The organism is Nocardia acididurans (assembly GCF_016741815.1).
Taxonomy (GTDB): domain Bacteria; phylum Actinomycetota; class Actinomycetes; order Mycobacteriales; family Mycobacteriaceae; genus Nocardia; species Nocardia acididurans.
In genome coordinates this window covers 1-25,833 of the sequence record NZ_JAERRJ010000025.1, presented here as the reverse complement: position 1 = coordinate 25,833, position 25,833 = coordinate 1, and the positions used below count along the sequence as shown (strand labels likewise).

Below are 25,833 nucleotides of genomic sequence, written 5' to 3'. Positions count from 1 at the left end.
CTGTGCCGCGGGCTCGGTGGGGTCAGTCACGGGGATCCTCCGGATCCAGGCCGAGCAGCCCGAAAGTCGCTCGGCGTGTTGCCAATACGGATACATCGAGGGCGCGGCGAGCGCGGTCGGCGCGCTCGTCACCGGTGTCGCGACCGCCGCCGGGGCCATCCCAGGCGTCGAAGGCGGTGTCGCCACCGTCTCCCATGGTGCCCGGCGGGGCGACGGTCGGCGCGTAGGCCGCCACCTGCTCCCGCCATGCGGCCGGCGTGGGGGTGGCCGGGTCGATATCGCGGTCGAGGGCGGCGGCCAGCAGGTGCGTCCACGCGCGCGGCACCACCCGGACGAGCCCGTATCCCCCGCCGCCGATGGCCAGCCAGCGCCCCTCCGCATAGCGGTCGGCCAGATCACGCATGGCGAGAAACGCCGCCCGCTGCCCGTCCACACTCAATTCCAGATCGGCCAGCGGATCCTCACGATGCGTGTCGACCCCGCACTGACTGATCACGATCTGCGGCCGGAAGGCCGCCAGCGCCCCGGGCACCACGGCATGGAAACCGCGTAGCCACAGCGCATCCCGAGTGCCCGGCATGATCGGGAGATTGATCGCCGTCCCCTCCCCCTTGCCCATCCCGGTTTCCTCGGGCCACCCGGTATTGGGCCACAGCGTCGCCGGATGCTGGTGGATCGACACCGTCAGCACCCGCGGATCGCCGTAGAACATGCGCTGCACGCCGTCCCCGTGATGCACGTCCACATCGAGATAGGCGATGCGATCGAAACCATTGTCGAGCAGCCACGAAATAGCCACGGCCGCATCGTTGTACACGCAGAACCCGGCCGCCGAATCCGGCATGGCGTGATGCATTCCGCCGCCGATGCTCACCGCCCGTCGCGTCCGCCCCGCCGCGATCTCGCGCGCCGCCGCCAGCGTCCCGCCCACGATGATCGAGGCCGCCTCGTGCATATGCGGAAAGACCGGATTGTCGGCCGACCCGAGTCCGAACGGCGGTGCGACGGGTGGCGTCCCGGGAGGCTGGCGTGCGTGTTTGACGGCCTCGACGTAGTCATGGGTGTGCACCCGCAGCAGCTCCGACTCCGGCGCGGCATCGGGCCCCAGCGTCTCCACCCCGTCGAGCAGCCCGAGCCCCTGCGCCAACGCCATCGTGAACTGCAGCCGAACCGGCCGCATCGGATGCTCCGGCGTCCACGTGTAGTCGAGGAATCGATCGGTCCAGACGACGGTTCCGTCCGCGCGTGTTCGGCCAGGCATACCTGCCACGCTAACGGCTCGGCGGGGTTCGTAGGCTGGTGACACCACAACGCTGTAATTCGTGAGACGCTCTGCTACGCGATCCCCGTGACCTTCGGCTGTGGTATCCCTGAGGCCTCCGGCTGTCATTCCTGGAACCTTCGGCTGTGACCCGGGAAACACGCAGGGAACACGCAGGCCGTCCTGGGTGTTGTCGGTGCGTTCGCGAAATATGCTGGCGCCCGGTGCAGCCGCCGCGCATGGGTAGAATTCGTGCACGACGAAGGGGTTAAACAGGTGAAGGATCTGGTCGACACCACGGAGATGTACCTCCGTACCATTTACGACCTCGAGGAGGAGGGCGTCACGCCTTTGCGCGCTCGCATCGCCGAGCGCCTCGAACAGAGTGGGCCCACTGTGAGCCAGACTGTCGCGCGTATGGAGCGCGACGGTCTGCTGACCGTCGCCGGTGACCGCCACCTCGAACTGACCGACAAGGGTCGCGCCATGGCGATCTCCGTCATGCGCAAGCATCGGCTGGCCGAGCGGTTGCTGGTCGACATCATCGGCCTGGACTGGCAGAACGTGCACGCCGAGGCCTGCCGCTGGGAGCATGTGATGAGCGAGGAGGTGGAGCGCCGCCTGGTCGAGGTGCTCAACCACCCCACCACCTCCCCCTACGGCAACCCGATTCCGGGCCTGGACGAGCTGGGCGTGACCCCGTCCGCCGGTTCGGAGGAGAAGCTGGTTCGCCTGTCGGATCTGCCCGCGGGCCAGAACGCCGCGGTCGTGGTGCGCCGGCTGTCCGAGCACATCCAGACCGATCCGGAGATCATCGGCCAGCTGCGGGAGGCCGGCGTGGTGCCGGACGCGCGCGTGAACGTGGAGACCCGTCCGGGTTCGGTGGTCATCCTGGTTCCGGGCCACGAGGGATTCGAACTGTCCGACGAGATGGCGCACGCCGTCCAGGTGAAGTTGGTCTGACACTTGAAACTGCTGGTTACCGGAGGCGCGGGCTACGTCGGTGGCGTCTGCGCGCAGGTTCTGCTCGAGGACGGCCACGAGGTGGTGGTGGTCGATGATCTGACCACCGGCAATGCCGACGGCGTTCCGGCCGGGGCGAAGTTCGTCGAGGGCGATATCGCGACGGCCGGCGTGGAGCTGATCGGTAGCGAATCCTTCGACGGGGTGCTGCATTTCGCGGCGCAGTCGCTGGTGGGCGAATCGGTGGTGCAGCCGGAGAAGTACTGGCACGGCAATGTGGTGAAGACGCTGGCGCTGCTCGAGGCCATGCGCGACGCCGGCACGCCGCGGCTGGTGTTCTCCTCGACGGCGGCCGTGTACGGCGAGCCGGAGCAGGTGCCCATCGTCGAGGAAGCGCCGAAGCAGCCGACGAATCCGTATGGGGCGTCGAAGCTTTCCATCGACTACGCCATCACCTCCTACGCGGTGGCGCACGGGCTGGCGGCCACCAGCCTGCGGTACTTCAATGTGGCGGGCGCGTACGCCGGGCTCGGTGAGAACCGGGTGGTGGAAACGCATCTCATCCCCCTCGTGCTGCAGACGGCGCTGGGCCATCGTGAGTCGATCTCGGTGTTCGGCACCGACTATCCGACGCCGGACGGCACCGCCGTGCGCGACTACATCCACATTCGCGATCTCGCCCAGGCACACCTGCTGGCCCTGTCGCAGTCGCAGCCGGGTGCGCACCGCATCGTCAATCTGGGCAGCGGCACCGGTTTCTCGGTGCGCGAGGTGATTTCGGCGTGCGCGCGGGTCACCGGCCTGCCGATCGCCTCGGTCGACGCGCCGCGCCGCGCCGGTGATCCGGCTGTTCTGGTCGCCTCCAGCGCGCGTGCCGTCGCCGAACTCGGCTGGCAGCCCGAGCACACCGATCTCGACGAGATCGTCTCCGATGCCTGGGAGTTCCTGCGGTCGCTCGGCGATCGCGCGCACAGCGCCCGCTGAGCGCACCACCCCGCACCTCGTGATGCCGCGTCCACCCCGGTGGGCGCGGCTTTCTCGGGTGCGCCGCCGGGCTGCCGCGCTCATCTCGGCAGTGGCGGGTCGCGTGAGTTCCGAGATCATCGCGCGACCTCGGACTCGAGGTCCACGCCCAGATCCGCGGCGGTCGAGCGGCCGGTATCGGCGAGGCGGCTCAATCGATCCGGCCGCATCCCACTCTGCAGGGCCGTATCCAGCAGCACGGCCATCCGATGCTCCGGATCGGAGGTCAGCGCGGTTTCCAGCGCGACGCCGGCCAGCGGGCCGTCACCGCGCGCATAGGCGCAATACCCCAGCAGCGCAGCGGCTTCCGCACGATCCGGATCGGGCAGTGCGCGGGTGAGCTGGAGCCACAGGGCTTCGGCCGCCTCGGCGTGCGGGCCGGGCGCGAGCGCGAACATGACGTCGCGGACTCTCGAATCCCGCAGGGCCACGGCTGTTTCCGCGAGTTCCTCGGGAGCGAGCCGGACCTCGTTGCCGACATTGGACAGATGCCACAGCACTTTCCGGAGTTCACCCAGGGTGTAACCCTCCGGATCGCCCCGCTGCACCGCGCGAGCCAGCCGGTCGGCCGCGGCGGTCACCGCGGCGTCGAGCGCCAGTGCCACGGCCGCACTGGCGGTTTCGTCCATCTCGACCAATTCGGTGAGCTCGGCGCGCGAGCCGCGCAGCGGATGCCCCTCCAGCACATGCCGCAGCGTGATCATCGAGGCCGCCGGATCGGTCTGCACGCCGAAGCGTTTCGGCCCGCTCACACTCCACCACTCCAGGTCCGGGCCGATTTCGCGCACGGCCCAGGCCCCGGCCAGGGGCACATCGTCGACGTCCAGCCGATGTTCCAGCGCGGCGGCGAGATCGCGATGTTTGCGTGAGCGCACACCGTGGTGGCGGGTGGTCGGCCGGGTGGCGCGGTCGTCGATGATGAGGGCGAGCACCGCGACGGCCTTGTGCCGCAGGCAGATTCCCGCCGCCCGTTCGACCAGTTCGGCGGTGGCCGCCCGCCCGGAGTTCTCCAGATCGAGGCGCGCCACCATGTCCACGGCGGCGCTGCCGGGCGTCTCGGGTTCGGGTCGCAGCACGGTCACCACCAGGGATCGGATCGGCGGGAAGCCGAGCATGGCGGGTACGGCCGCGATGAAATCGCCCGGGTCACGCAGGTGCAGTTCGGTCGGCGGTGGTTCGCTGGGTGTTGTCATGCCGTCGAGGCTGCGCCGGACCTCCGACCATCCCGAGACGCCGACCTGGGCTTTTCCGATCGCCTGTGGAGGACACCAACCTGTGCATGACTTCGGCGTGGCGGAATCCCTTGGGGCGCAATCCTGTCGGTGCCCGCTGCTACCGTCTCCGGCGAACACAACTTCGAAATGAACTTATTTCATTTCGCCCGACCGATCGGCACGACGTTGTTACAGTCCGGCTCGGCGCCCACACCGGGTGCTGGAAAGGAAGTACAGCGTGCGATGAAGAGCACGAAGCTCACCGGCCTCACTGTGGCCGCCATGGCCGTGGTCGCCGTACCCGCCCTGCTCGCCCCCTCGGCCGCCGCCGAAGTCGACCGCCTGCGCGTCGACAACGTCTCCGACACCGAGCAGTGCACGGTCGGCAAGCCCTGCTACATCCGGGTCCGCCTCACCGGCGCGAACCGCTACGAGCAGGTCGCCGTCGCGGTGAACGGCACGGTCATCGGCTACTCCGTCCCGTGGGCCGAGACCTGGGACGACGCCACGACCGCCGAGGTCACCTGGGTGCCCAATGCCTACGGCAGGTACACCATCACCGCCCGCCAGGGCAACTACATGGGCACGATCGAGCACACCCTGCAGAACCCGAATCCGGCCACGGGTTCGGCGGGCGGTCTGCTGCCCACCGGTTCGGCGGGCTAGTCCCCTTCAGGAGCCGGGCGGGGCAGAGGCCGGCTCCTGCGCTGGAGGATCGGGGGGTTATGCGGTGCCGAGTGTGGCGGCGGGGCGGACCTTTTCGAGAATTTCGACGTAGTGCGGGTTGTACATGATGCCCAGCACATTGCCGAACGGGTCGACCACCGAGGCGGTGACGAACCCGGAGCCGGTGCCGCGTTCGGTGATCGGCTCGAGTTCCTTCGCGCCGAGGTCGACCAGGCGGCGCAGGGTGGCGGCGATATCGTCGACGTGCCAGTTCACCTGCTGACCGCCCGGCTGGTCGGGGTGGGTGGGGGCGAATCTGCGGTTGATGATGCCGAGTTCGGCCTGATAGTCGCCGATGCGGAATTCGTAGTATCCGCCCGGCACGTGGAAATACGGTGGGATGCCGAGCAATTCGGTGTACCAGTCCTTGGCGGCTTCCAGGTCGTCGGCGTAGTAGCACACGGTCGCCATGCCTCGCAGCATCTCGATCTCCTTCATCGTTCGGTGGGATGTATCCATCATCTCGGTCAAAGTGCTCACCGAATGAGCACTTTTCCGGGCAGAATCTCCGAATGTGCGAGCGGATCGATTGGTGGCCACGCTGCTGTTCATGCAGACCCGGGGCAAGGTGACCGCGGCCGAGGTCGCGGCGGAACTCGAGGTGTCGGTGGCGACCGCGCGCCGCGACCTGGAAGCCTTGTCCGCGGCCGGAATTCCGGTCTATCCGCAGGCCGGACGAGGCGGCGGCTGGGCGCTGGTCGGCGGCGCGCGCACGGACCTGAGCGGGCTCACCGCCAGCGAGGCGCAGGCGCTGTTCCTGCTGCTCGGCCCGGTCGCCACTGCCGAGCCCGCCACCAAGTCCGCACTGCGAAAACTGTTGCGCGCCCTGCCGCAACCCTTCCGGCTCGAGGCGGAGGCGGCGGCCGGCGCGGTGGTGGTCGACAGTGCGCGCTGGGGCGAACGCGACGAGGAACCGCCGGAACCGGTGACGGTGCTGCAGCGAGCGATCGTGCGCCGCCGCAGGATTCGGTTCGGCTACGCCCGCGCGGGCAGTCGCACCGAGCGGGTGGTCGATCCGTGGGGCATGGTGGACAAGGACGGCATCTGGTACCTGGTGGCCGGAACCGCGAACGGACAGCGCACTTTTCGAGTGGACCGCATGGCGGAGGTGGAGGTCACCGACGAACCAGCGCAGCGCCCCGCGGATTTCGACCTGTCGACGGCCTGGTCGGAGGTGGTGGAGGAGGTCGAGCGCCATCGGTCCACCCTCGCGGCCACCGTGCTCGTCCCCGAGCGTCTGCTCCCGGTGCTGCGGCACCAGCAGGGACGCCACTGCGTCGTGGACGGCCCGGCGGGCGATGGCCGTATCCGGGTGAGCATCACCGCCCCGACGCCGCTCATGATCGCTCAGCAGCTGGCCGGATGGGGTGCGTCCATCGAAGTGACCGAACCGGATTCGGTTCGCCGCGAGCTCGCCCGGCTGGGCACGGAACTCGTCGAGCGGTACCGCGCCTGAGACGTGAACTCACCCGCAGGTCTCGAACTGCACGCGCAGCCTGGTCTGGACGTCGAGAGCGGCGGCGCTGAGCGCGTCACTGTTGCCGTCGGGAATGGAGTAATCGCAGCCGGCGGCGTGGACCGAGCCCTCGTTGCGTTTGCCGTCGGTGTATTCGACGAGCCATTTCCAATTCAGGCGCAGGGGGTGGCCGATGGTCGGACCCACTATTCGCACGGTGTCGGCCAATTCGGTATACGCATCGTCGGGGTCGATGGCCACCGGATCCGGGTTCCGCACCGACAGCGCGCTGATATGGCCGCCTTCGATACCGATGGATGTCGCGACCCAAGGGATTTCGGACAGCTGCCGGCGAATCTCGGTTTCCCGGTCGGCGGCGAGCGGCAGTAGCACGTTCCACCGCACGTATTCGGGCGTGGGACACCTCGACGCTCTGCACGCCCGGCATGGCCGAGATCTGCGTGCGGAGCTTCTCGGCTTCGGCGCTGTAGTCGGTGGCCGGCAAGGAGCAGGCGGTGGAGCTGGCGAGCATCGCACACCACGCGACCCCGAGAAATGTCTTTCGTGTGCGAATCGTGCCTCTCCTCCCGGAACTGCTGCGAATTCATACGGTAACCGAATCATGTTGCAGCACTTTTCATTTCAACAAAAAGCGCGACTGTGCACTGTTACAGTCCGCCCGGCGCCAACCCCTCGGCGCCGGAAGGAATGATTCGATGAAAACTACATCCGTGACGCGAAAACTGTTCGGGGCGGCGGTCGCTGTGGCCTTCACCGCCTTCGCCGGATCGGTGCTGACGGCCGGACCGGCCGCGGCGGGAGTGGACGGGGTCAGCGTCCTCGGCCGCACTCCCGGCACCGAATGCGGTATCGCGGCAGGCTGTTCCATCACTACCGGCCTGTCCGGGACCGGCAAGCTCGAGTTGGTGGAGTTCCTGGTCAACGGCGCGGTCATCGGCACCGCCTACCCCACCGTCACCAATGGCCTGGTGTCCGCCTCGCACGAGTGGTGGCCGACCGCCGAGGGCACCTACACCGTCGGCGTCCGTCAGGGCGTGTCCATGGTGTCGGTCGTCCACAATGTCGGCCGCGCCGACTACTGCTCGCTGGTGCCGAGCGGTTCGGCCGGATCCGGTTCCGCGGGTTCGGGTTCGGCGGGCAGCGGTTCGGCGAGCGGCTCGTTCGGCAGCGGATCGGCCGGAAGTGGTTCGGCGGGTAGTGGTTCCGCGAGCGGCTCCGGTTGCTGAGGCCCCGGCCGCGAGAGCGGTGCTATCCCTTGCGGACCTTGCTCACCGTGGTGGTGAACAGGGAGTCGAGGGATTCGGCATCGGCCTTGCCGTCGCCGAAGGTCATGTAGGTCACGTTGATTCGCACATCCCCGATCTGGCCGAGGAGGCTCTGCATGCGGCGAGTGGTTCCGCCCGCGCCTGATTCGGATTTCACGGTGCGCCGCAGCGCCAGGGTGTCGTCGGCGTCCAGCGGTGGCGGCGGATCGAGTTCGGTGGTGACGGTGGCGGTGGTCCCGCCGTGGCTGACCTGCATGGTGCCGCAGCGCTGCAACTGATCTCGCAGGGTCGACAGCGGTTGATCGGTGCGCACCAGTTCGACGGTGAGGGTCGAACGGGTTTCGTCATCGGTGCCGACGGAGATGGCGGGTCCGGCCCCCGGTGTGGGCGGGGTGCAGGCGCTGGGTTCGACCAGTGAGCCCGGCAGGACGCCGTCGAGATCGTGCGCGGCCTGTCCGGCCGCATCGGCGGGCAGGGTGATCGCCGGATAGTTGGACGGGAACGCGGACGCGTTGGGCAGCAGCTTCGCCAGCCCGCTGTCCGGTTTCGCGGTGGTGACCGGTCCGCGTGCCGCGACGGGTTGCCCCGACACCGAATTGCCGCAGGCGGCGAGGACGCAGCCGAGCACCGCCACCCCTATGACGCGGACGGGCATACGGCACAGCCTGACAGCGGAATCCGGCGAAATCACCGGTCCACTATGCCGAATTTCTGCTGTTCACACGGATTGCCACGCCGCAGTGCCCCGATCCCGGGAATGCGTCCCGGCGTAGCGTGGTTGCAGCCGGGGTGCGGGCGGTGCACGACGTGCCGCCGCATGAGGGACAATGTGGAAGGTCCCCGACCGCGCCGCCGCGATGAAGGACCCGCGGCAGCGCAGGGTTCGCCGCACCGGTAGTGCCCACCGGCACCGCCGCCGCAGCGCGGAGGGTCACGCAGGAAGGAGTACGCGATGGACTACGAGTCGCGCATGTACGAGTTGGAGTTCCCGGCTCCGCAGTTGTCGTCGGCCGACGGCTCGGGTCCGGTTCTGGTGCACGGTCTGGAAGGCTTCACCGACGCCGGGCACGCTGTCCGCCTGGCCACCACGCATCTGCGGGAGAGCCTGGAATCGGAGCTCGTCGCCTCGTTCGATATGGACGAGCTGCTCGACTACCGCTCCCGTCGCCCGCTGATGACCTTCAAAACGGATCACTTCTCGGACTACTCCGAGCCCGAACTGAATCTCTGGGCGGTCAAGGACACGGCGGGCACCCCGTTCCTGCTGCTGTCCGGACTGGAACCGGACCTGCGGTGGGAGAAGTTCGTCACCGCGGTGCGGCTGCTGTCCGAACAGCTGGGCGTGCGCCGCACCATCGGCCTCTCGGCCATCCCCATGGCCACCCCGCACACCCGTCCCCTCGGTGTGACCGCTCACGCCAGCAACCGTGACCTCATCGGTGACCATCAGGGCTGGCCCGGCGAACTCCAGGTCCCCGGCAGCGCCTCGTCCCTGCTGGAATACCGCATGGCACAGCACGGTCACGAGTCCGTCGGCTTCTCGGTCCACGTGCCCCACTACCTCACCCAGACCGCCTACCCCGAGGCCGCGCAAACCCTCCTCGAGAACGTCGCCGAGAACGCCGGCCTCGAACTCCCCCTCAAGGCCCTCACCGAACAGGCCGCCCGGGTCCGCGAACAGGTCAACGAGCACATCTCCGGAAACTCCGAGGTGGAAACCGTAGTCCAGGCCCTCGAGCGCCAGTACGACTCCTTCATCACCGCCGAGGAACGCAAAGCCAGCCTCCTGGCAAGCGAGAACGAACTCCCCACCGGCGACGAACTCGGAGCGGAGTTCGAGAAGTTCCTGGCCGAGCAGGCGGGATTCGCCGACGGCGACGGCGCGGACGGCGGAGATCTGCACTAGGGGCGCCTAGCGGTAACGTTGTCCGGCGTGCAGCTTTCCGAACTCATTCCCGATCAGGCCGTCTCCGATGTCGATCCGGACTGGTTGTATGAGACTTTCGCGGAGTGGGCGCTCGGACAGGGGTTGACGCTGTATCCAGCGCAGGAGGAGGCGCTGCTCGAGCTGGTGACCGGGGCGAATGTCATTCTGGCTACGCCCACCGGATCGGGTAAGTCGATGGTGGCGCTGGGCGCGCATTTCGCGGCGCTCAACAAGGGGCAGCGGAGTTACTACACCGCGCCGATCAAGGCGCTGGTGAGCGAGAAGTTCTTCGCGCTGTGCGAGGTGTTCGGGGCGGATCGGGTCGGGATGGTGACCGGAGACGCGGCCGTCAATCCCGAAGCGCCGATCATCTGTGCCACCGCGGAGATTCTGGCGAATCTCGCGCTGCGGGAGGGCGATGCGGCGAATGTCGGCCAGGTCATCATGGACGAGTTCCACTACTACGCGGATCCGGATCGCGGGTGGGCCTGGCAGGTGCCGCTGATCGAGTTGCCGAATGCGCAATTCCTGCTGATGTCGGCCACTTTGGGTGAGGTCGACTTCTTCGCGGAGGACCTCACCCGCCGGACCGGGCGGTCCACGGCGACCGTGTCGGGAGCGGAACGGCCGGTGCCGCTGAGCTTCTCGTATGTGCGGACGCCGATCACCGAGACGCTCGAAGACCTGGTGACCACCAGCCTCGCGCCGGTGTACGTCGTGCACTTCACGCAGGCCGCCGCCATGGAGCGCGCGCAGGCGTTGATGAGCGTGAACTTCGCGTCCAAGGCCGAGAAGGACGCCATTGCCGAGGCGCTGGGCGAATTCCGGTTCGCGACCGGGTTCGGCAAGACGCTGTCGCGGTTCATCCGGCACGGGATCGGGGTGCATCACGCGGGCATGCTGCCCAAGTACCGGCGGCTGGTGGAGAAGCTGGCGCAGGACGGGCTGCTCAAAGTCGTCTGCGGCACGGACACTCTCGGCGTCGGCATCAATGTGCCGATTCGCACGGTCATGCTGACCGGGCTCACCAAATACGACGGGGTGCGCACGCGGCGGCTCAATGCCCGTGAGTTCCATCAGATTTCGGGGCGGGCCGGGCGGGCCGGGTTCGACACCATGGGCACGGTGGTGGTGCAGGCCCCCGAGCACGAGGTGGAGAACGCGCGGCTGATCGCCAAGGCCGGGGACGATCCGAAGAAGCTCAAGAAGGTTCAGAAGCGCAAGCCGCCCGAGGGGTTCGTGTCCTGGTCGGAGGAGACCTTCGACCGGCTGGTGGCGGCCTCGCCCGAGCCGATGGTGTCGCGGTTCACTGTCACCAACTCCATGCTGCTGAATGTGATTGCGCGCAAGGGCAACTGCTTCTACGCCATGCGGCATCTGCTGGAGGAGAACCACGAGCCCCGCGCGGCGCAGCGCCGCCACATTCTGAAGGCGATCCGCCTGTACCGCGCGCTGCGCGACGCGGGTGTGGTGCAGCAGCTCGACGAACCCGATCAGTACGGCCGCCACGCGCGGCTCATGGTGGACCTGCAGCGCGATTTCGCACTCGACCAGCCGCTGTCCCCCTTCGCGCTGGCCGCGCTGGAGCTGCTGGACAAGGAGTCGCCGACCTACACCCTCGATGTCATCTCCATCATCGAGGCGACCCTCGAGGATCCGCGCCAGCTGCTCATGGCGCAGCAGCACAAGGCGCGCGGTGAGGCGGTCGCGCTGATGAAGGCCGACGGCATCGAATACGAGGAGCGCATGGAACTCCTCGAGGAGGTCACCTGGCCCAAACCCCTGGCCGAGGAACTCATCCTGCCCGCCTTCGAGACCTACAAGGGCGGTCACCCCTGGGTGTCGGAGTTCGAGCCCTCGCCCAAATCGGTGGTGCGCGAGATGGTGGAGCGCTCGCTCACCTTCGCCGAACTGGTGTCCCAGTACGAGCTGGCGCGCTCGGAGGGCGTGGTGCTGCGCTACCTGGCCGACGCCTACCGCGCGCTGCGTCGTACCGTGCCCGAGCAGGCGCGCACCGAGGAGCTCGACGACATCACCGAGTGGCTGGGCGAGCTCATCCGCCAGGTCGATTCGAGCCTGCTGGACGAATGGGAGCAGCTCACCAATCCGGGCGCGGAAACCGATACCGAGCAGGTGGCTTTCGGCGCGGAGACGGTCCGGCCCATCACGGCCAACGAGCGGTCCTTCCGAGTCCTGGTGCGCAATGCCATGTTCCGCCGCCTCGAGCTGGCCGCCTTCGGGCGCTGGGAGGCGCTCGAGGAACTCGGCGACGAACTGGACTGGGAGGCCGAGCTGGGCCCCTACTTCGACGAGTACGAAGAGATCGGCACCGGCCCGAACGCGCGCGGCCCGAAGCTGTTCCAGATCGAGCAGCGCCCCGAGTTCTGGCATGTGCGTCAGGTGCTCGACGACCCCAATGGCGACCACGGCTGGGCCATCGAGGCCACCGTGGATCTGGCCGAGTCCGATGCCGCCGGTGAGGTGGTATTCGACGAGGTCACCGTGTCCGCGGGTTGAACCGGTCACACTCGGTAAGCCCCCTATGCCCGGTTCGCGCAGCTGACCGGGTAGTAGGGTGAAAAGTTCGTTCGGGCGCCGGTTCGTTTTTCGTAGGCAAACGCGTGTATTCTCGCGCACTGTTGCCTGTCGCCGCCTTCGCGCCCGAACGAGAAGAGTTCCCTTAGATTGACCGATCGAAACGTGCCCGAGTCGCCCTGTCTGGTCATCGACCTGAACCGGGTCCGCGCGAACTACCGCGCACTGCATGCCGCGCTACCCACCGCGCGAATTCGCTTCGCCGTCAAGGCGAGTCCCGTGCCGGAGATCATCCGGCTGCTGAATGACGAGGGCGCCGAGTTCGACGTCGCCAGTATCGGCGAGATCGAGCTCTGCATCGCGCAGGGCGTCGACCCGGCCGTCATGTGTTACGGGAACCCCATCAAGAAGGCCTCGCAGATCGCCACCGCCTATGCGGCGGGCGTGCGACGCTACGCCTTCGACACCGAGGACGATCTGGAACGCATCGCCGAGCATGCGCCGGGTTCCGAGGTGGAGTGCCGGTTCCTGGCTTCGGCGCCGGCGTCGCAGACGCCGTTCGGCACCAAGTTCGGTTGCGCGCCCGGTGAGGCCGTGCATCTGCTGGTGCGCGCCAATGATCTGGGCCTGAAGGTGGTCGGCCCCTACTTCCATGTGGGTTCGCAGCAGCTGGATCCGATCGCATGGAAGATCGGCATCGAGCAGGCCGCGGCCATCACCGAAGCCCTTGCGGTCAAGGACATTCCGGTGACGGCGGTGAATATCGGTGGGGGACTTCCGATTTCGTACGCCGACGCGGCTCCTGGCATCGACGAGCTGGGTACGGTGATCGCGCACGCGGCCGCCACCCTGCTCCCGGAACACACTCACCTGGTGGTGGAACCCGGTCGTGCCCTGGTGGGCAACACCGGCGTGATCCACGCCGAGGTGGTGAATGTTCGCACCGCGCCGGACGGGCGGCGCTGGGTATACCTCGATATCGGTCGCTACAACGGCATGGCCGAAACCGAGAACGAGTACATCGCATACCGATTCCAGACCGACCGCGACGCGGATCCGATGGATGAGGTCGTGATCGCTGGTCCGACCTGCGATGGCGACGATGTACTCTATCAACGCACGCGGGTCCTTCTTCCGACCACGTTGCGAGCCGGTGATTCAGTTCGAATCCTCGAAACCGGCGCTTATACGGCGAGCTATTCGTCGGTGTCCTTCAACGGTTTTCCGCCTCTGACTGTGCATGTCAGTGGCGCTGAGCGAGAGTGAGTTCGCTTATGACGGCAGAATTCACCGGCTGGCATGTGCTGGCCGAGTTCGGTGGTGTCGACGCAGCCCTCTGTGACGACCTCGAACGGCTCGAAACCGCGCTTCGAAAATCGCTGGTCGCCGCGGGGGTGACCATTTGCGATGTCGTGCGCAAGCAATTCGAGCCGCAGGGTGTCACCATCCTGGCCCTCCTGGCGGAGTCGCATGCCTCCATCCACACCTATCCGGAGTCGGGTGACATCTTCGTCGACGTATTCACGTGCGGCAGCATCGGTTCCGGTGCCACCAAGGCAGTGGAGCTGCTCAAGGAGGAGCTGTCGCCGAAGTCGGTCAACATGGAGGTCATCCAGCGCGGCCACAGCGCCCGCCGGATCCATGAGCCCGTCGGCGAGGGTATGACCCGCGTGTGGAACATGTCCGAGGTGATCGTGGATACGAACACCCCGTTCCAGCACATGGTGATCGCCAAGACCGAGCAGGGCATCTCCCTGTTCTCCGACGACGATCGGCAGTCGACCGAGTTCTCGCAGCTCACCTACCACGAGGCCATGCTGGTCCCGGGGTACGCGCTGGCGAGCAAGCTCGACAAGGTCCTCATCATCGGTTCCGGTGAGGGTGTCGCCTCGCAGATGTCGGTGGCCGCGGGCGCGTCGCTCGTCGACCATGTCGACATCGACCAGCTCGAGGTGGAGCTGTGCGCCGAGCACCTCCCCTACGGCTACTCGCAGGCGGATCTGGCCGAGGCGGTCGCGCAGACCGGCCCGATCAAGATGCACTACGCCGACGGCTGGGATTTCCTCGCCAAGGCCGAGGCCGCGGGTGTCCGCTACGACCTCATCTGCATCGACCTGCCCGATGAGCGTGTCGAGGATGCCCAGCACAACCGCCTGTACGAGGATGATTTCCTCAACCGCTGCAAGGCGCTGCTCGCCGAGGGCGGCGTGCTGGCGGCGCAGGCCGGCTGTCAGACCATGTGGCGCAACGAAACCCTCAAGCGTTCGTGGACCCGCTTCCACAACCTGTTCGAGACCGTCGTGCCCTACGTCTCCGACGAGCACGAGTGGACCTTCATCTTCGGCACCCCGAAGGCGATCGAGGATCCGGTCGCGAAGATGACCGCCACCCTCTCGACCCTGCCCTACAAGGCCGAGACCATCGACGAGCGGGCCCTGGTCCGCGGCGCGATCGAGCCGCACGCCCTGCGTGTGGGCGTGAGCGTCTAGCCGATCTGTTCCGAGCGCAGTGCCCCGCACGAATTCGTGTGGGGCACTGCGTTTTTCATTGCCCGACACCAGAAATTGCGCACCAGGTCACATACAGCGTCAATTATGACCCGCGCCACGGCGATTCGAGATTTTCCTTGACGTGGCATGAATCCGAGTCCACTATGGACGGTTCATGACCGCACGACCCGCCGGAAAGAGGTGTCACCATGGCATTCTTCGCGAACTTCCATCACCCCTGGACTGTTCTGTCCGTACTCGGTGAGACCACTCGCCGCCCCGCCACACCGGTCAGCCGTCCCGCCCACCCGTAACGGCCTCTCCCGAATCGATTGTCGGGCCGGACCGTTAGAGTCGCCCCGACAGCGCTCCACGATTCGGGGGATCATGCACGACACCGATGCCGTTCCGGCCGTTGCCGATTGGGATGAGGACAGCTGGGAAGCACCCGCCGCATGGTGGGAGCGCGGCTTCCCGGTTCGCGGTCTCAGCCCACAGCAACCGATCACGCTCGACGGTTCCGCGGCGTCGGCGCTTGCCGATATCGTTCTCCGGCATCATGTTTCGCTGACCCAGCTGTTCGACGGAATCGCCGGTTCCGGGTCGAGTGAGATCGCCGCTGCCGCGAAGGCGGCGATGACCGATCCCGAAACCTGCTCCCCGCTGGGAGCCGCCGTCCTGGCGTATGTCGTCGACGGACTCATCAGCCGATCCCACTACGGCGGTTCCGGGCGGACCGTGGACGCCTGGGTGAGCACGCGGGGTCTCGGCTTCGCGGCCGAGGCGGTGGTGCACGAGCTCGACCTGCGGATGGGCTCGGGGGCGGCCGCACTCGTCGCGCCCTACCTCAGGTCGGTGTACAAGCCGTGGCACCGGATCCATTCACTGCACATCAATATCGTGCGGGTGCGCCACCTGCTGGCCCACGCCTCCGACGCCGAGTACCGCCAGGTGGTGGCGCGGCTCGGTGAGCTCCGAAACCAGGCCACCGACACACGGATTCGCATCGCGACGTCCTTCCTGGCTCCCACCGAACGCGAGTGGGTCGCCGAGGACACCCGGCATCCGATCCCCAACGCGCGGTTCGATCGTTCCGCGGCCCTGCTGCTCGCCTCGGCCGGCACATCGGCCGAGCTGACGCGCATCGTCGAAGCGCTGCAGGAGGATCCGCTCGCCGATTTCGACGGCTGGCCGGCGCTCTACACCGCGCTGGCTCGATTCGGCGCGGGTTGCGCTCCCCTGGTCGATCGCCTGATCGACCAGCCCGATCTGGAGAGCGCCGAGGTGTCCGCGCTGACCTACGCGCTGGCCCAATTGCCTTCCGACTACGCGTTTTCCGCACTGCTCGCCCGCATCGATCGCCCCCGTGTTCCACCGGTGATCGACCGGACCGTGCGGCGCTACCCCCGCCGTGCGCTGCGACTGCTGCCGCCGGTCGCGAAGCAGTCCGCCCTCGGGCTGGCCCTGCTGCGGCTGGCAGCCCGCGCGGTGCCCCCGACCGCACCCGAGGCAGCGGCGGTCGCCGACCTGCTCGCGGGACCGTCGCGCATCGCCGACCGCACGGAATTGCCTGAGGTCCTGCGGATTCCACCGTGGGAGCGCCCCCGTACCCGGATCAAGCCGCTCGTCCTGCCCGATCTGGTCGCACCCCGGCCGAACAGCCTGGACTGGGCTCCGGGCGAGCGGGAGGAGTGCGCGCAGCAGTACGTCCCGCTCTGGGATTCGCTGCGAGCCGACTGGTCGGCCTCCCTCGCGGGGGCCACCACGCAGGATTCGTATGCCCTGCCGTATCTGTTCGTCCACGCCCCGGAGGAATTGATGCGCCCGCTGCTGGCGACGACCGGCTCCGGTCCGCTGTGGGACGGCGACGACATCCTGCCGCGCGTCCTCGCCAGGTTCGGTGACGAGGCCCTCCCGTATGTGCTGGCCATGGTGCAGTCCAGGGCGGGCAGTCACGGGCAGATTCTCGCGCCGGTCACCGGCACCGCCGTCACCGCCCTCATGATGCGCTGGCTCGACAGCAAGAAGGCCCGCGAACACGCGCTGACCTGGTTCGACCGGCACCTGGCCACCGCGCTGCCGGAGCTGATCGCGGCGGCGCTGAGCAAACCAGGAAAGCATCGCCTGCTGGCCGAATCGGCCCTGCGCGCGCTTGCCGACCGCGGCCATCGTGCCGCGATCGACAGCGCCGCAGCGCGATTCGGCGATCAGGTCGCCGAGGCGATCGGCGTCGCGCTGGATACCGACCCGCTGCTGCGGCTGCCCGCGCGCATCCCCGCCTTGCCGAAATGGCTGGACCCGCACGCACTTCCGCCGCTCGCCCTGCGTGACAGCGGTGCGGCCCTGCCGGTTTCGGCGGTCCGCGATGTGTGCGTCATGCTGGCGCTGTGCGGCCCGCACGGCGACTACGCCGGTGTGGCCGCCGTGTCGGAAGCACTCGATCCGAAGTCGCGGGCGGAGTTCGCCTGGGGCCTGTTCGAGAGCTGGCGGCTGGCCGACTATCCGTCCAAGGACGGCTGGATCCTGCACGCGCTCGGCCTGTTCGGAGACGACGAGACCGCCCGCCGATTGGGTCCGTGGATTCGCCGCTGGCCCGGTGAGTCGAGCCACGCCCGTGCGGTGGCGGGCCTGGACGCTCTGCTCGTCATCGGCACCGATATCGCGCTCATGCAGCTGCACCGGATCTCCGAGCGGGTGAAGTTCAAGGGCATCCGCACCAGCGCTCAGGAAAAGATCGCGGAACTGGCGGCCGGCCTGGAGCTGACTCCGGAGGAACTCGCCGACCGCCTGGTCCCCGATTTCGGCCTCGACGCCCACGGAACACTCGAACTCGACTACGGTCCAAGGGGTTTCGTCGTCAGCTTCGACGAGCACCTGACCCCGATCCTCTTCGACGCGGTGCGCACCGGCGAAGACGGCTGGCAACCCACCACCATTCGCAAAACCCTCCCCAAACCGACGGCGACCGACGACCCCGACCTCGCGCCCGCCGCCTACAAATCCTTCACCACCCTGAAGAAGGAGGTGAAATCCGCTGCCGCAGGCCATATCCGCCGCTTCGAACGCGCCCTGGCAGCGCAACGCCGCTGGTCGGTCACCGACCACCACCGCCTGTTCGTCGAGCATCCGCTGCTCTGGCAGGTGACCCGCCGCCTGGTCTGGGCAACCTTCGACAGCGACGGCGCGGTCACCGGTTCCTTCCGCATGGCCGAGGACCGCACCTACGCCGACGCCACCGACGAGACGATCACCGTGCCCGCGACCGCCACCCTCGGCATAGCCCACCCCCTGCACCTGGGCCAGGATCTCCCCCTCTGGAGCGAACTCTTCGCCGACTACGAGATCCTCCAACCCTTCCCCCAGCTCCACCGCGACATCCATTCCCTCACACCGGAAGAACGCACAGCCACCACCCTCCCCCGCTTCCAGGACCGGCAGGCCCCCGCGGGCAGACTCCTGAACCTCGCACAACGCGGCTGGCGGCGCGGCGACTACATGGAAGACATCTGGAGCGAACTCTCCCACGACGTCGACTGCGGCACAGTGCTCATCCGCCTCCACGACGGCGGCCTGATCAGCAGCAGAACGGACCGCTCCGAAAAGCAGCCGATCTCCGTCCATCTCGTCGCGCGCACTTCTGCGGAGCGCACCCCGGTATTCGGCGACCTGGACCCGATCACCGCCTCCGAACTACTCCGAGACCTGACGATATTGACCGCCTGAGCCCGCCCTCACGCGAACCGCCGCCCTTTCGTCAACAGCGCCACCCGGCCCCGGGGACTGATCCGCCAACGTCCCCGGGGCGCGCTGGGCAGGATGAGGCCGCGAGACTCCAGTTGAGCCAAGGCATTCCGAGTCCGCCACCCGGTCAGAGCGGCAGCACCTTGCACCTGCGCGGCGGTCAGCACGCGGTCCGGATGCAACGCCGCCAGCACGGCCACCTCGGCCGCGTTCACGCGCGCACCCCGGAGCGACCGAAAACCGTTGCCCACTCCCGCCAGTCACGACGATGAGCCCGGTGGCAGCCACCGGGCCGCCCACTGCCGGGAACTTCGAGGTAGCCACCGCCCGTGAGAACCAGCCGTAGAGACCCACCTCTGCGCGCCCGCCGTTCCCGGCGAAATCCCCAGCAGGACCACGCGATAACGCCGACACACAATCCGATGATCGAGAGCAGAGCCCACATATCCCAAGGCATGACCGCCTCCTGGCAGATGCGAATTGACTTCGATGCGTCCCGGCGACCTATTACCGGCACAGGACAAGCACACACCCGCCCAGAACTCAGGTGGGCGCTAATTCTGGGATCCCAAAAATCTGAGCCGAAGTCCGTGTGAGGTTCCCACTTTGGGCTCACACTTTTCCCAACACACGTGCTCGACCGGACGTCAGGACGAGGCCATGACGGATGCAGCCGACAGCACCTTCCCGCGCCGCCAGCTCGGCCGGTACCTCCGCGAGGGCCGAGAAGCCCTGGGGCTAACCATTGTCGAGGCTGCCGACCTGATGCAGTGGGGTAAGAGCACGCTGCAGCGATTCGAACGCGGACAGTCCGACCGCGTGCGCGTGGTCGACGTGCGCGAACTGTGCCGGATCTACGACTTCGACAACGGGATGACCGAAGCCATGGTGGGGCTGGCGCAGCAGGCAGCGGTCAAATCGTGGTGGCACGAGTTCGGGGATCTGATACCGGAGAACTTCAGCGTCTACATGGGTTTGGAGTCCAGCGCCCGAGTTCTCACCACCTACCAGCCCGATCTGGTCCCCGGCCTGCTGCAGACCGCCGACTACGCGCGCCGCCTCATCCACACCGCCCACCCCGATGCCAGAGAGTCGGAAATCGCTGGGCGAGTACAGGTTCGAATGCGGCGACAGGTTTTGATCACCCGCAATACCAGGCCGACAGCACTGCACGTGGTGCTGAGCGAAAGTGTGCTGCGTCGATCGATCGGAGGACCGACGATCATGGCAGCCCAGATGCGCCATCTGGCCGACACCAGCACTCGTCCGAATATCGCGATTCTCGTGCTGCCATTCGCGGCGGGGATGCCTACGGGTGAGCAGACCGGCCCATTCGTGATCTTGGATTTCGGCCACGACAACCACGGCAGATCTGTGGAACCGACCGTGGTCTACGCCGAAGGGTTCACGGGCGACATGTACTCGGAGAAGGTTCGCGTTGTCGATTGCTACGCAGCCGCATACGACCGAATCCGGCGGGCGGCACTCGACGAAGCGGATTCGAGGATTCTGCTACGACAGACGGCGAAGGAGTATTCAGCGTGAAAGCGGATCTGGCGCAGGCACATTGGTTCAAGAGCAGTCGTTCCGGCGGGTCGAAGGAGTGCGTCGAAGTCGCTTTCCTCACCGACGCGGTCGGCGTGCGGGACAGCAAGGACCCGACGGGTCCCGCGCTGTTCCTGCACCCCGAGGCGTGGGACCGATTCACCGCCGGGGTGCGGGCCGGCAGGTTCGACCTGCGGTGAGCTAGACCGGCTGCGGTTCGACGGTCCAGGCGGGCAGGGGCGGGGTCATGGGGTTGGCGGTAGGTGCGCCACCGGCCAGGCGGGACTTGGGCAGCCACTGCGAGACGATCATGGCGGTGCGATCGAATACCTTGTGCGCCTTCAGTTCCGGGGGAAGATGTGCGGCGAGCGACGGGATCGCGGCGAGGTGCCGCAGTGCCGCATCGGCATCGGCCACCGGATCGGTGTCAGCGCCGCGCCCCGCGACGAGGTGGATGCCGATCTGCCGCTCTTCGGGCTGATACAGCAGCCAGGCCGCATCGAGGCCGGATTCCACTGCGGCAGTGCGGATATCGGGCCACACGGCCTCCAGGAGCGCACGCGGATCGTCCCCTTCGTAGGTGAACCGCTCGAATCGATCCACGGCATGTTCGGCGATCGGGGTGAAGTTCTCCGCACCCGCGACCCGCCAGATGTGGCGGTCCACGCCGAGGAAGAACGGGCGGCTCCAGAATGTGACGCCGGGTTCGAATTCCAGTTCCTCGGCCGTGAAGCGCCGGTACTCCTCGACGTTGTCCCACGTGTCGAACAGGTAGCGCCCGCCGGTGAGGATCGCGCCGGTGACGGCGTCGTAGCGGGCGGGCATGTACTTCATGAGCATGCCGGGCCTGGCATCCATCACCCGTCGCTCGATCTCCTGCAGGTTCACCAGTTCGCTCATCTCGACCCCGTCGGCGACGGCGAAGTCCGAGGTGAAAGCGGCTTCGGCCGGAATCGGCCCGACTTCGTATCCACGGATGTCCATGACGACCTCTCGATCAACTCGTTCGTTCAAGCAATGACTTCTCGACCATAATTGAGCACTGCTCATTTTTCAACCACTGATCAATTTCCGTGCACTGTATGCTGCTCACATGCCCGCTACCCGCCGCGAGCGCCGCCGCGCCGAAACCACCGCAGAGATCAAGACCGTCGCCCTGAAACACCTGGTCGAAGACGGCGTGGACGCGGTCTCCCTGCGGGCCGTCGCCCGCGAACTCGGCATGGCCTCGGGCAGCGCCTACACCTACTTCCCCACCCGCGAAGCCCTCCTCGCCACCCTGGCCGCCGACCTGCGCGCCGACCTCGCCCACACCCTCGAGGCGGCCCGCGCCACCGCCGACACCCCCGCCGCCCAGCTGATCGCCCACGGCCTGGCCTACCGCGACTGGGCCTTGGCCCACCCTCACGAATTCCGCCTCGTCTTCAGCGCCGCGGCCCAGCACGCCGACACCGCCGATTACGACCTCTGCCTCGGCCTGGTCTCCCTGGCGACCCAGGCCCGCCTCCCCCAGACCATCCACCCCTACGACTGGTCGGAGATGAACCAGTCCTTCGCGGCCCTGGCCCGCACCCGCTTCCCCGATCTCCAACCCGCCACTCTCGCACTGGCCCTGCGCATTTGGGGTCGCATGCACGGCCTGGTAACCCTCGAACTGGACGGCATCCTGGCCCCCCAGATCGCCGACCCCGCCGCCCTCTACCGCGACGAGCTGACCGACCTGGCCGCCTCCCTCGGAGCGCCCGCTTGACTTGGAGCGCACTCCAGGTCTTAGCGTCGGTGGACGTGAGCACGGCTCACGATCGATCCAGTCGTCACGAAGGAGGAACCGCATGATCGCGACCAGGAAGCTCGGCGAGCTGACCGTCGGCGCGGAGGGACTGGGACTCATGGGCATGAGCCAGGCCTACGGGGTGCGCAACGATGACAACGAGTCGATCGCCACCATCCATCGGGCACTGGATCTCGGTGTGACACTGCTGGATACGGCGAACGTGTACGGCCCGGAGACGAATGAGCGACTACTGGGACGCGCGATCGCCGATCGCCGCGACCGGGCGATCGTGGCCACCAAATTCGGGATCGTCTGGGGCGCGGACGGATCCATGGGCGCACGCGGAGACGCGGCATATGTGAAGCAGTGCGCCGAACAGTCACTGACACGACTGGGCATCGATCACATCGACCTGTACTACCAGCATCGGGTCGATCCGACCGTTCCGATCGAGGAGACCTGGGGCGCGCTGTCGGAGCTGGTAGCCGCGGGCAAGGTGCGCCACCTCGGAATCTCGGAAGCCTCGGCCGACACCATCCGACGAGCGCACGCCGTCCACCCGATCACCGCACTGCAGAGCGAATGGTCGCTGTGGACCCGCGACATCGAAGCCGAAATCGTCCCCACCGCAAGGGAACTGGGCATCGGAATCGTCCCCTTCTCCCCCCTGGGCCGCGGCTTCCTCACCGGCTCCATCACCTCCACCGACGACCTGCCCGCCGACGACATGCGCCGCCGCCTCCCCCGTTTCGCGGACGGCAATATCGACACCAACCTCGCGATAGTCACCGCACTCCGAGATCTGGCAGCCGAAAAAGACGTCACCCCAGGACAACTCGCGCTAGCGTGGGTACTGAGCCGCGGCGCCGATGTCGTCCCGATCCCCGGCACCAAGCGCCGCACCTACCTGGAACAGAACGTCGCGGCCGCCGGCATCACCCTCACCGCAGACGATCTGGCCCGCATCGAAGCCGCCGCTCCGCGCGACGCCATCGCAGGAGCCCGCTACCCCGAAGAACTGGCCCGCGCCGCAGGCAAATAACCGCACCACCCCAAGAGGTCCCGAATGCCGAGCACCCCCGGCCGTCGCCCCTTCCTCCCACCCCGCTGGTTCATCCGGCTGGCCTGGTACACCCACCGAGCCGTCTACCGTGCCACCGGATCCCGACTAGGCCTCTGGCCCCCCAAGGACGACACCCACTGGGGGACAATGCAACTCACCGTCACCGGCCGCCGAACCGGCCACCCCCGCAGCGTCATGCTCGGCTACTTCGAAGACGGCCCGAACCTCGTCACCCTCGCCATGAACGGCTGGTCCAACGGCGAACCAGCCTGGTGGCTGAACCTCCAATCCACCCCCGACGCCACCGTCGACCTCAAAGGCGAACGCCGCACAGTCCACGCCCACGCCGCTCAAGGCCCAGAACGAGAACGCCTCTGGTCCCGCTGGCGCGAAATCGACCACGACCTGGACGCCTACGCCGCCCGCCGCTCCACCGAAACCGCCGTAGTAGTCCTCGAACCAACCCCCACCTGACAACTCACACCGCGTCCAGTTGAAATGGGCACCATCGAACTCGAGATTCAACCTCTACCTGACGAGGCGTGGCTGGACGGCCGGATCCTGGTGGGATATTCCGGCGAAGCCCGGCGGACCGGGAAAGCCGGACAGGGGCCGATGCCGGCGGAGCGATCTCCGCAGACATCAGATTGCCGGTGGCAAGACGGCCGGCGACAGGGGTTCTCGGTCAACATCTTCCAAATTCTCGACGCAGGTCGATCACGGCGACCGCAGTCGCCCTTCCCATAATGCCGAGTTGAGCGCGTTCGACCGGCTCGTCGACCGTTTGCCATCGATGCTCGAGTTGTCTCCTGTGCGCGAAGTGGTTCGCACCGAATTCCGTTGGGCTGTTTTGGTTTTACATGGCTCGGATGCGCAAACGGACCGGGCAACCGCCGTCGCCCGACCGTGCCTGCGACCGGTTACTCAAGGTCCCGGGCCGCGCCGCCGTGTCCTGAGCCCGATTGGCCGAGATCCCGTGGTACGCCTGAGCGACCCGCCGATGGGCCGTGAGGGTCTCAACGGTCCGCGAACTGCGACACTCGGTGAATGGTGGGAATGGTCATCAGTACCCCGGGCGGTAGAGAGTCGACAACCTCATGGTGAGGCTACCGAAGGCCGCGCATTCGGCCCGGCCATGGCGGATTCATGAGATCACGGGTGACTTCCGGCTCGCCGACGTATGGGCGTTGCCGACACCCGGTGACATCGGCGACTTTCCCCGCTTGGTGCGGCTGCTCGCGGAAGGCTCCGGGGCGCACCGTTCACCGGTGGTCCGCGCGCTGTTCGCGCTGCGGTGGAAACTCGGAAGGCTGTTCGGCTGGGATCGTCCCGATTTCGACGTCGGCACCGGGGTGCCGACGTTGCGCGACAGGCTGCCGGCGGATCTGCGTGATGCTCCCTCCGGCCCGGGCCTGCGCTCGATTCCGTTCACTTCGGTGTACCTGACGCGCGACGAATGGGCGTTGGAGAGCGCGAATCGGACTGTGCACGCAGTGCTGCACGTTGGCTGGGTGCCCGATGAAGGGACAGGAGTCTGCCGCGGCCAGATGGCGGTGTTGGTCAAACCCAACGGTGCACTGGGAGTGGCCTACCTGACTGTGATCGCGCCGTTCCGCCGTCTGATCGTGTGGCCGTCGATGATCCGAATGATTGGGCGCGAATGGCACGAGGCCGATCGGTAACAGCCAAGGGAAACGCACGCATCTGCCGCTGTTCGTGCTGGCCGAACCGGCCGACGCGGGCAGGCGAAGATCCAACAGACCGAACCGATCTGGGGCCGACCGAATGCACCATACTGCCTGAGTTCCGTGCGCAGAGGTTGCGGGATCGACTCTGTGCTGCTCTGGTCGTCGGGTGGCCCCGACATCGACGACCGCCCCCGGCAACCAAACCTATCTTCGGTTCCAGTCGGCGGCACCGAACCGCCATGGCCGCTATCCTGGAATCTTCGCGCTGGTCAACGGACTGTCCCGTTCCGGGATTCTGACCGCTACTCGAGAACAGTTCCGCCAGCGCGAAAATGCCTGGTATCAAGGCAATCTCCAGGATCCCGCGACTATCGACCCGACCGTCTACGACCTCGGTCTTCATCCGGGCGCAGTAGCCTGGTTCAAAGCGTCCGCCATGTAGATGATCATGCGGGTCGCTGGCTACCTCGAGATTCTCGATCACCACGGCATCGGCTGGACCTGCCTATGCTCCGGCAACCCCGGCATGATCATCTACGAAGACCCCTATCAAGTCGTCGCGAAGCCATAGCCCTGCGGCATCGACAAGTACCCACCATGTGTCCGCTTCTAGCCGCTGGACGCTCGGTTCGGGACGGCCCCGGCCCTCGACCGAACGCACTGATCTGGCGAGTCCAACGCGACGTCACTCGCGGGCTCAGGCAGCTACGGCCGATCAGGTTGAAGTCGCGCTGGCACGCCCATTAGGCGGAGCTGGCGCATGATGATCTCTATCTCGACACGCGTGCCTTCGAGGCCGGCCGTGTGTAGCTGCTCGGCCAAGACTTTGGCCTGCGCCAGCGACAGGGGCCCAGTCAGGCGCAGTGCTCGCATCAGCGTGGCTACCGCCACATCGACCGATTCGAGTTCGAGGACAGTAGTTCTGTTCGCGGCCAAGATGGCATCACGAAAGCCCGGGAGTGGTTGCGGATAGCCGCAGTCCGCCCAGACCGCGCCACACATCGAGCACTGCCCATCGATATCCCACCGGCGATCTTCGCCGACCAGTGCCTCGGTAAGTGTGGATTCCGTCAGTGAGCCGCAGCTGATACAAGGCATCGGGTATGGGGCTGATTCGGTGACGATCTCCACCTCGTCGAACC

The 25,833-nt window shown here is 67.1% G+C and carries 24 protein-coding genes; 17 read left to right on the top strand and 7 right to left on the bottom strand.

Translation table 11 applies throughout. The features are described 5' to 3' along the window. Positions 1-22 precede the first annotated feature (22 nt). Positions 23-1,261 (bottom strand): acetoin utilization protein AcuC, encoded by a 1,239-nt coding sequence (locus JK358_RS37720; protein ID WP_201958390.1) that lies wholly within the window; start codon positions 1,259-1,261, stop codon positions 23-25. 276 nt (positions 1,262-1,537) lie between these two features. On the opposite strand from JK358_RS37720, the gene JK358_RS37715 reads away from it, so the two are divergent. After that, a complete protein-coding gene (locus JK358_RS37715; RefSeq protein WP_201958388.1) occupies positions 1,538-2,224 on the top strand; it encodes an iron-dependent transcriptional repressor DtxR in 687 nt (228 codons plus the stop codon). Between the two features lie 3 nt (positions 2,225-2,227). Then, a complete protein-coding gene (galE, locus tag JK358_RS37710; protein WP_201958386.1) occupies positions 2,228-3,208 on the top strand; it encodes a UDP-glucose 4-epimerase GalE in 981 nt (326 codons plus the stop codon). Positions 3,209-3,324: 116 nt separating this feature from the next. On the opposite strand, the gene JK358_RS37705 is transcribed toward galE, so the two are convergent. Then, positions 3,325-4,440, bottom strand: coding sequence for a DUF4192 domain-containing protein (locus JK358_RS37705; RefSeq protein WP_201958378.1), 1,116 nt, complete (start codon positions 4,438-4,440; stop codon positions 3,325-3,327). Between the two features lie 264 nt (positions 4,441-4,704). Between JK358_RS37705 and JK358_RS37700 the strand changes: the two genes are divergently transcribed. Next, positions 4,705-5,127 (top strand): hypothetical protein, encoded by a 423-nt coding sequence (locus JK358_RS37700; protein ID WP_201958375.1) that lies wholly within the window; start codon positions 4,705-4,707, stop codon positions 5,125-5,127. A gap of 57 nt (positions 5,128-5,184) precedes the next feature. On the opposite strand, the gene JK358_RS37695 is transcribed toward JK358_RS37700, so the two are convergent. Continuing rightward, entirely contained in the window at positions 5,185-5,610 is a 426-nt protein-coding gene (locus tag JK358_RS37695) for a VOC family protein (protein ID WP_201958373.1), read from the bottom strand. A 91-nt stretch (positions 5,611-5,701) separates the two neighbouring features. On the opposite strand from JK358_RS37695, the gene JK358_RS37690 reads away from it, so the two are divergent. Further along, a complete protein-coding gene (locus tag JK358_RS37690; protein WP_201958367.1) occupies positions 5,702-6,643 on the top strand; it encodes a helix-turn-helix transcriptional regulator in 942 nt (313 codons plus the stop codon). Positions 6,644-6,652: 9 nt separating this feature from the next. Here JK358_RS37690 and JK358_RS37685 read toward each other — a convergent pair whose 3' ends face one another. Then, the gene (locus tag JK358_RS37685) at positions 6,653-7,036 is read right to left on the bottom strand and encodes a hypothetical protein (protein WP_201958359.1); all 384 of its coding nucleotides are present in this window, start codon (positions 7,034-7,036) and stop codon (positions 6,653-6,655) included. Between the two features lie 323 nt (positions 7,037-7,359). Here JK358_RS37685 and JK358_RS37680 point away from each other — a divergent pair, with 323 nt between their 5' ends. Next, positions 7,360-7,890: a hypothetical protein gene (locus JK358_RS37680; protein WP_201958358.1), complete on the top strand. Its 531-nt coding sequence runs from the start codon at positions 7,360-7,362 to the stop codon at positions 7,888-7,890. A gap of 22 nt (positions 7,891-7,912) precedes the next feature. On the opposite strand, the gene JK358_RS37675 is transcribed toward JK358_RS37680, so the two are convergent. Further along, positions 7,913-8,584: a DUF5642 family protein gene (locus JK358_RS37675; protein WP_201958357.1), complete on the bottom strand. Its 672-nt coding sequence runs from the start codon at positions 8,582-8,584 to the stop codon at positions 7,913-7,915. A gap of 297 nt (positions 8,585-8,881) precedes the next feature. Between JK358_RS37675 and JK358_RS37670 the strand changes: the two genes are divergently transcribed. From JK358_RS37670 to JK358_RS37640, 7 genes are all read left to right on the top strand, one after another. Beyond that, on the top strand, positions 8,882-9,835 hold the full coding sequence (locus JK358_RS37670) for a proteasome assembly chaperone family protein (protein ID WP_201958356.1): 954 nt from the start codon (positions 8,882-8,884) through the stop codon (positions 9,833-9,835). Positions 9,836-9,862: 27 nt separating this feature from the next. After that, a complete protein-coding gene (locus JK358_RS37665) occupies positions 9,863-12,373 on the top strand; it encodes a DEAD/DEAH box helicase (protein ID WP_201958355.1) in 2,511 nt (836 codons plus the stop codon). Between the two features lie 183 nt (positions 12,374-12,556). Continuing rightward, positions 12,557-13,657 carry a type III PLP-dependent enzyme gene (locus tag JK358_RS37660; protein WP_201958354.1) on the top strand — a complete coding sequence of 367 codons (1,101 nt, stop codon included), beginning with the start codon at positions 12,557-12,559 and terminating at the stop codon, positions 13,655-13,657. 8 nt (positions 13,658-13,665) lie between these two features. Beyond that, on the top strand, positions 13,666-14,880 hold the full coding sequence (gene speD, locus JK358_RS37655) for an adenosylmethionine decarboxylase (protein WP_201958352.1): 1,215 nt from the start codon (positions 13,666-13,668) through the stop codon (positions 14,878-14,880). Between the two features lie 387 nt (positions 14,881-15,267). Beyond that, positions 15,268-18,603 (top strand): DUF4132 domain-containing protein, encoded by a 3,336-nt coding sequence (locus JK358_RS37650; RefSeq protein ID WP_201958350.1) that lies wholly within the window; start codon positions 15,268-15,270, stop codon positions 18,601-18,603. 678 nt (positions 18,604-19,281) lie between these two features. Next, positions 19,282-20,166 carry a helix-turn-helix domain-containing protein gene (locus tag JK358_RS37645; protein ID WP_201958348.1) on the top strand — a complete coding sequence of 295 codons (885 nt, stop codon included), beginning with the start codon at positions 19,282-19,284 and terminating at the stop codon, positions 20,164-20,166. Then, a complete protein-coding gene (locus tag JK358_RS37640; RefSeq protein ID WP_201958347.1) occupies positions 20,163-20,366 on the top strand; it encodes a DUF397 domain-containing protein in 204 nt (67 codons plus the stop codon). Before JK358_RS37645 ends, JK358_RS37640 begins: the two co-directional genes overlap by 4 nt. Before the next feature lies 1 nt (position 20,367). Here JK358_RS37640 and JK358_RS37635 read toward each other — a convergent pair whose 3' ends face one another. After that, on the bottom strand, positions 20,368-21,180 hold the full coding sequence (locus JK358_RS37635; RefSeq protein ID WP_201958345.1) for a hypothetical protein: 813 nt from the start codon (positions 21,178-21,180) through the stop codon (positions 20,368-20,370). Positions 21,181-21,259: 79 nt separating this feature from the next. Here JK358_RS37635 and JK358_RS37630 point away from each other — a divergent pair, with 79 nt between their 5' ends. The 5 genes from JK358_RS37630 (at position 21,260) to JK358_RS37610 (ending at position 25,133) form a co-directional block, all read left to right on the top strand. Next, positions 21,260-21,916, top strand: coding sequence for a TetR/AcrR family transcriptional regulator (locus JK358_RS37630; protein WP_201958343.1), 657 nt, complete (start codon positions 21,260-21,262; stop codon positions 21,914-21,916). A gap of 82 nt (positions 21,917-21,998) precedes the next feature. Further along, positions 21,999-22,982, top strand: a complete 984-nt coding sequence (locus JK358_RS37625; protein WP_201958341.1) for an aldo/keto reductase — start codon at positions 21,999-22,001, stop codon at positions 22,980-22,982. Between the two features lie 24 nt (positions 22,983-23,006). Then, complete coding sequence (locus JK358_RS37620) at positions 23,007-23,477, top strand: nitroreductase/quinone reductase family protein (RefSeq protein ID WP_201958339.1); 471 nt, start codon at positions 23,007-23,009, stop codon at positions 23,475-23,477. A gap of 623 nt (positions 23,478-24,100) precedes the next feature. Continuing rightward, complete coding sequence (locus JK358_RS37615; RefSeq protein WP_201958331.1) at positions 24,101-24,685, top strand: DUF2867 domain-containing protein; 585 nt, start codon at positions 24,101-24,103, stop codon at positions 24,683-24,685. 172 nt (positions 24,686-24,857) lie between these two features. After that, complete coding sequence (locus JK358_RS37610; protein ID WP_201958329.1) at positions 24,858-25,133, top strand: hypothetical protein; 276 nt, start codon at positions 24,858-24,860, stop codon at positions 25,131-25,133. Positions 25,134-25,396: 263 nt separating this feature from the next. Here JK358_RS37610 and JK358_RS37605 read toward each other — a convergent pair. Further along, a partial coding sequence (locus JK358_RS37605; protein ID WP_201958327.1) for a hypothetical protein occupies positions 25,397-25,833 on the bottom strand: 437 nt, incomplete at its 5' end.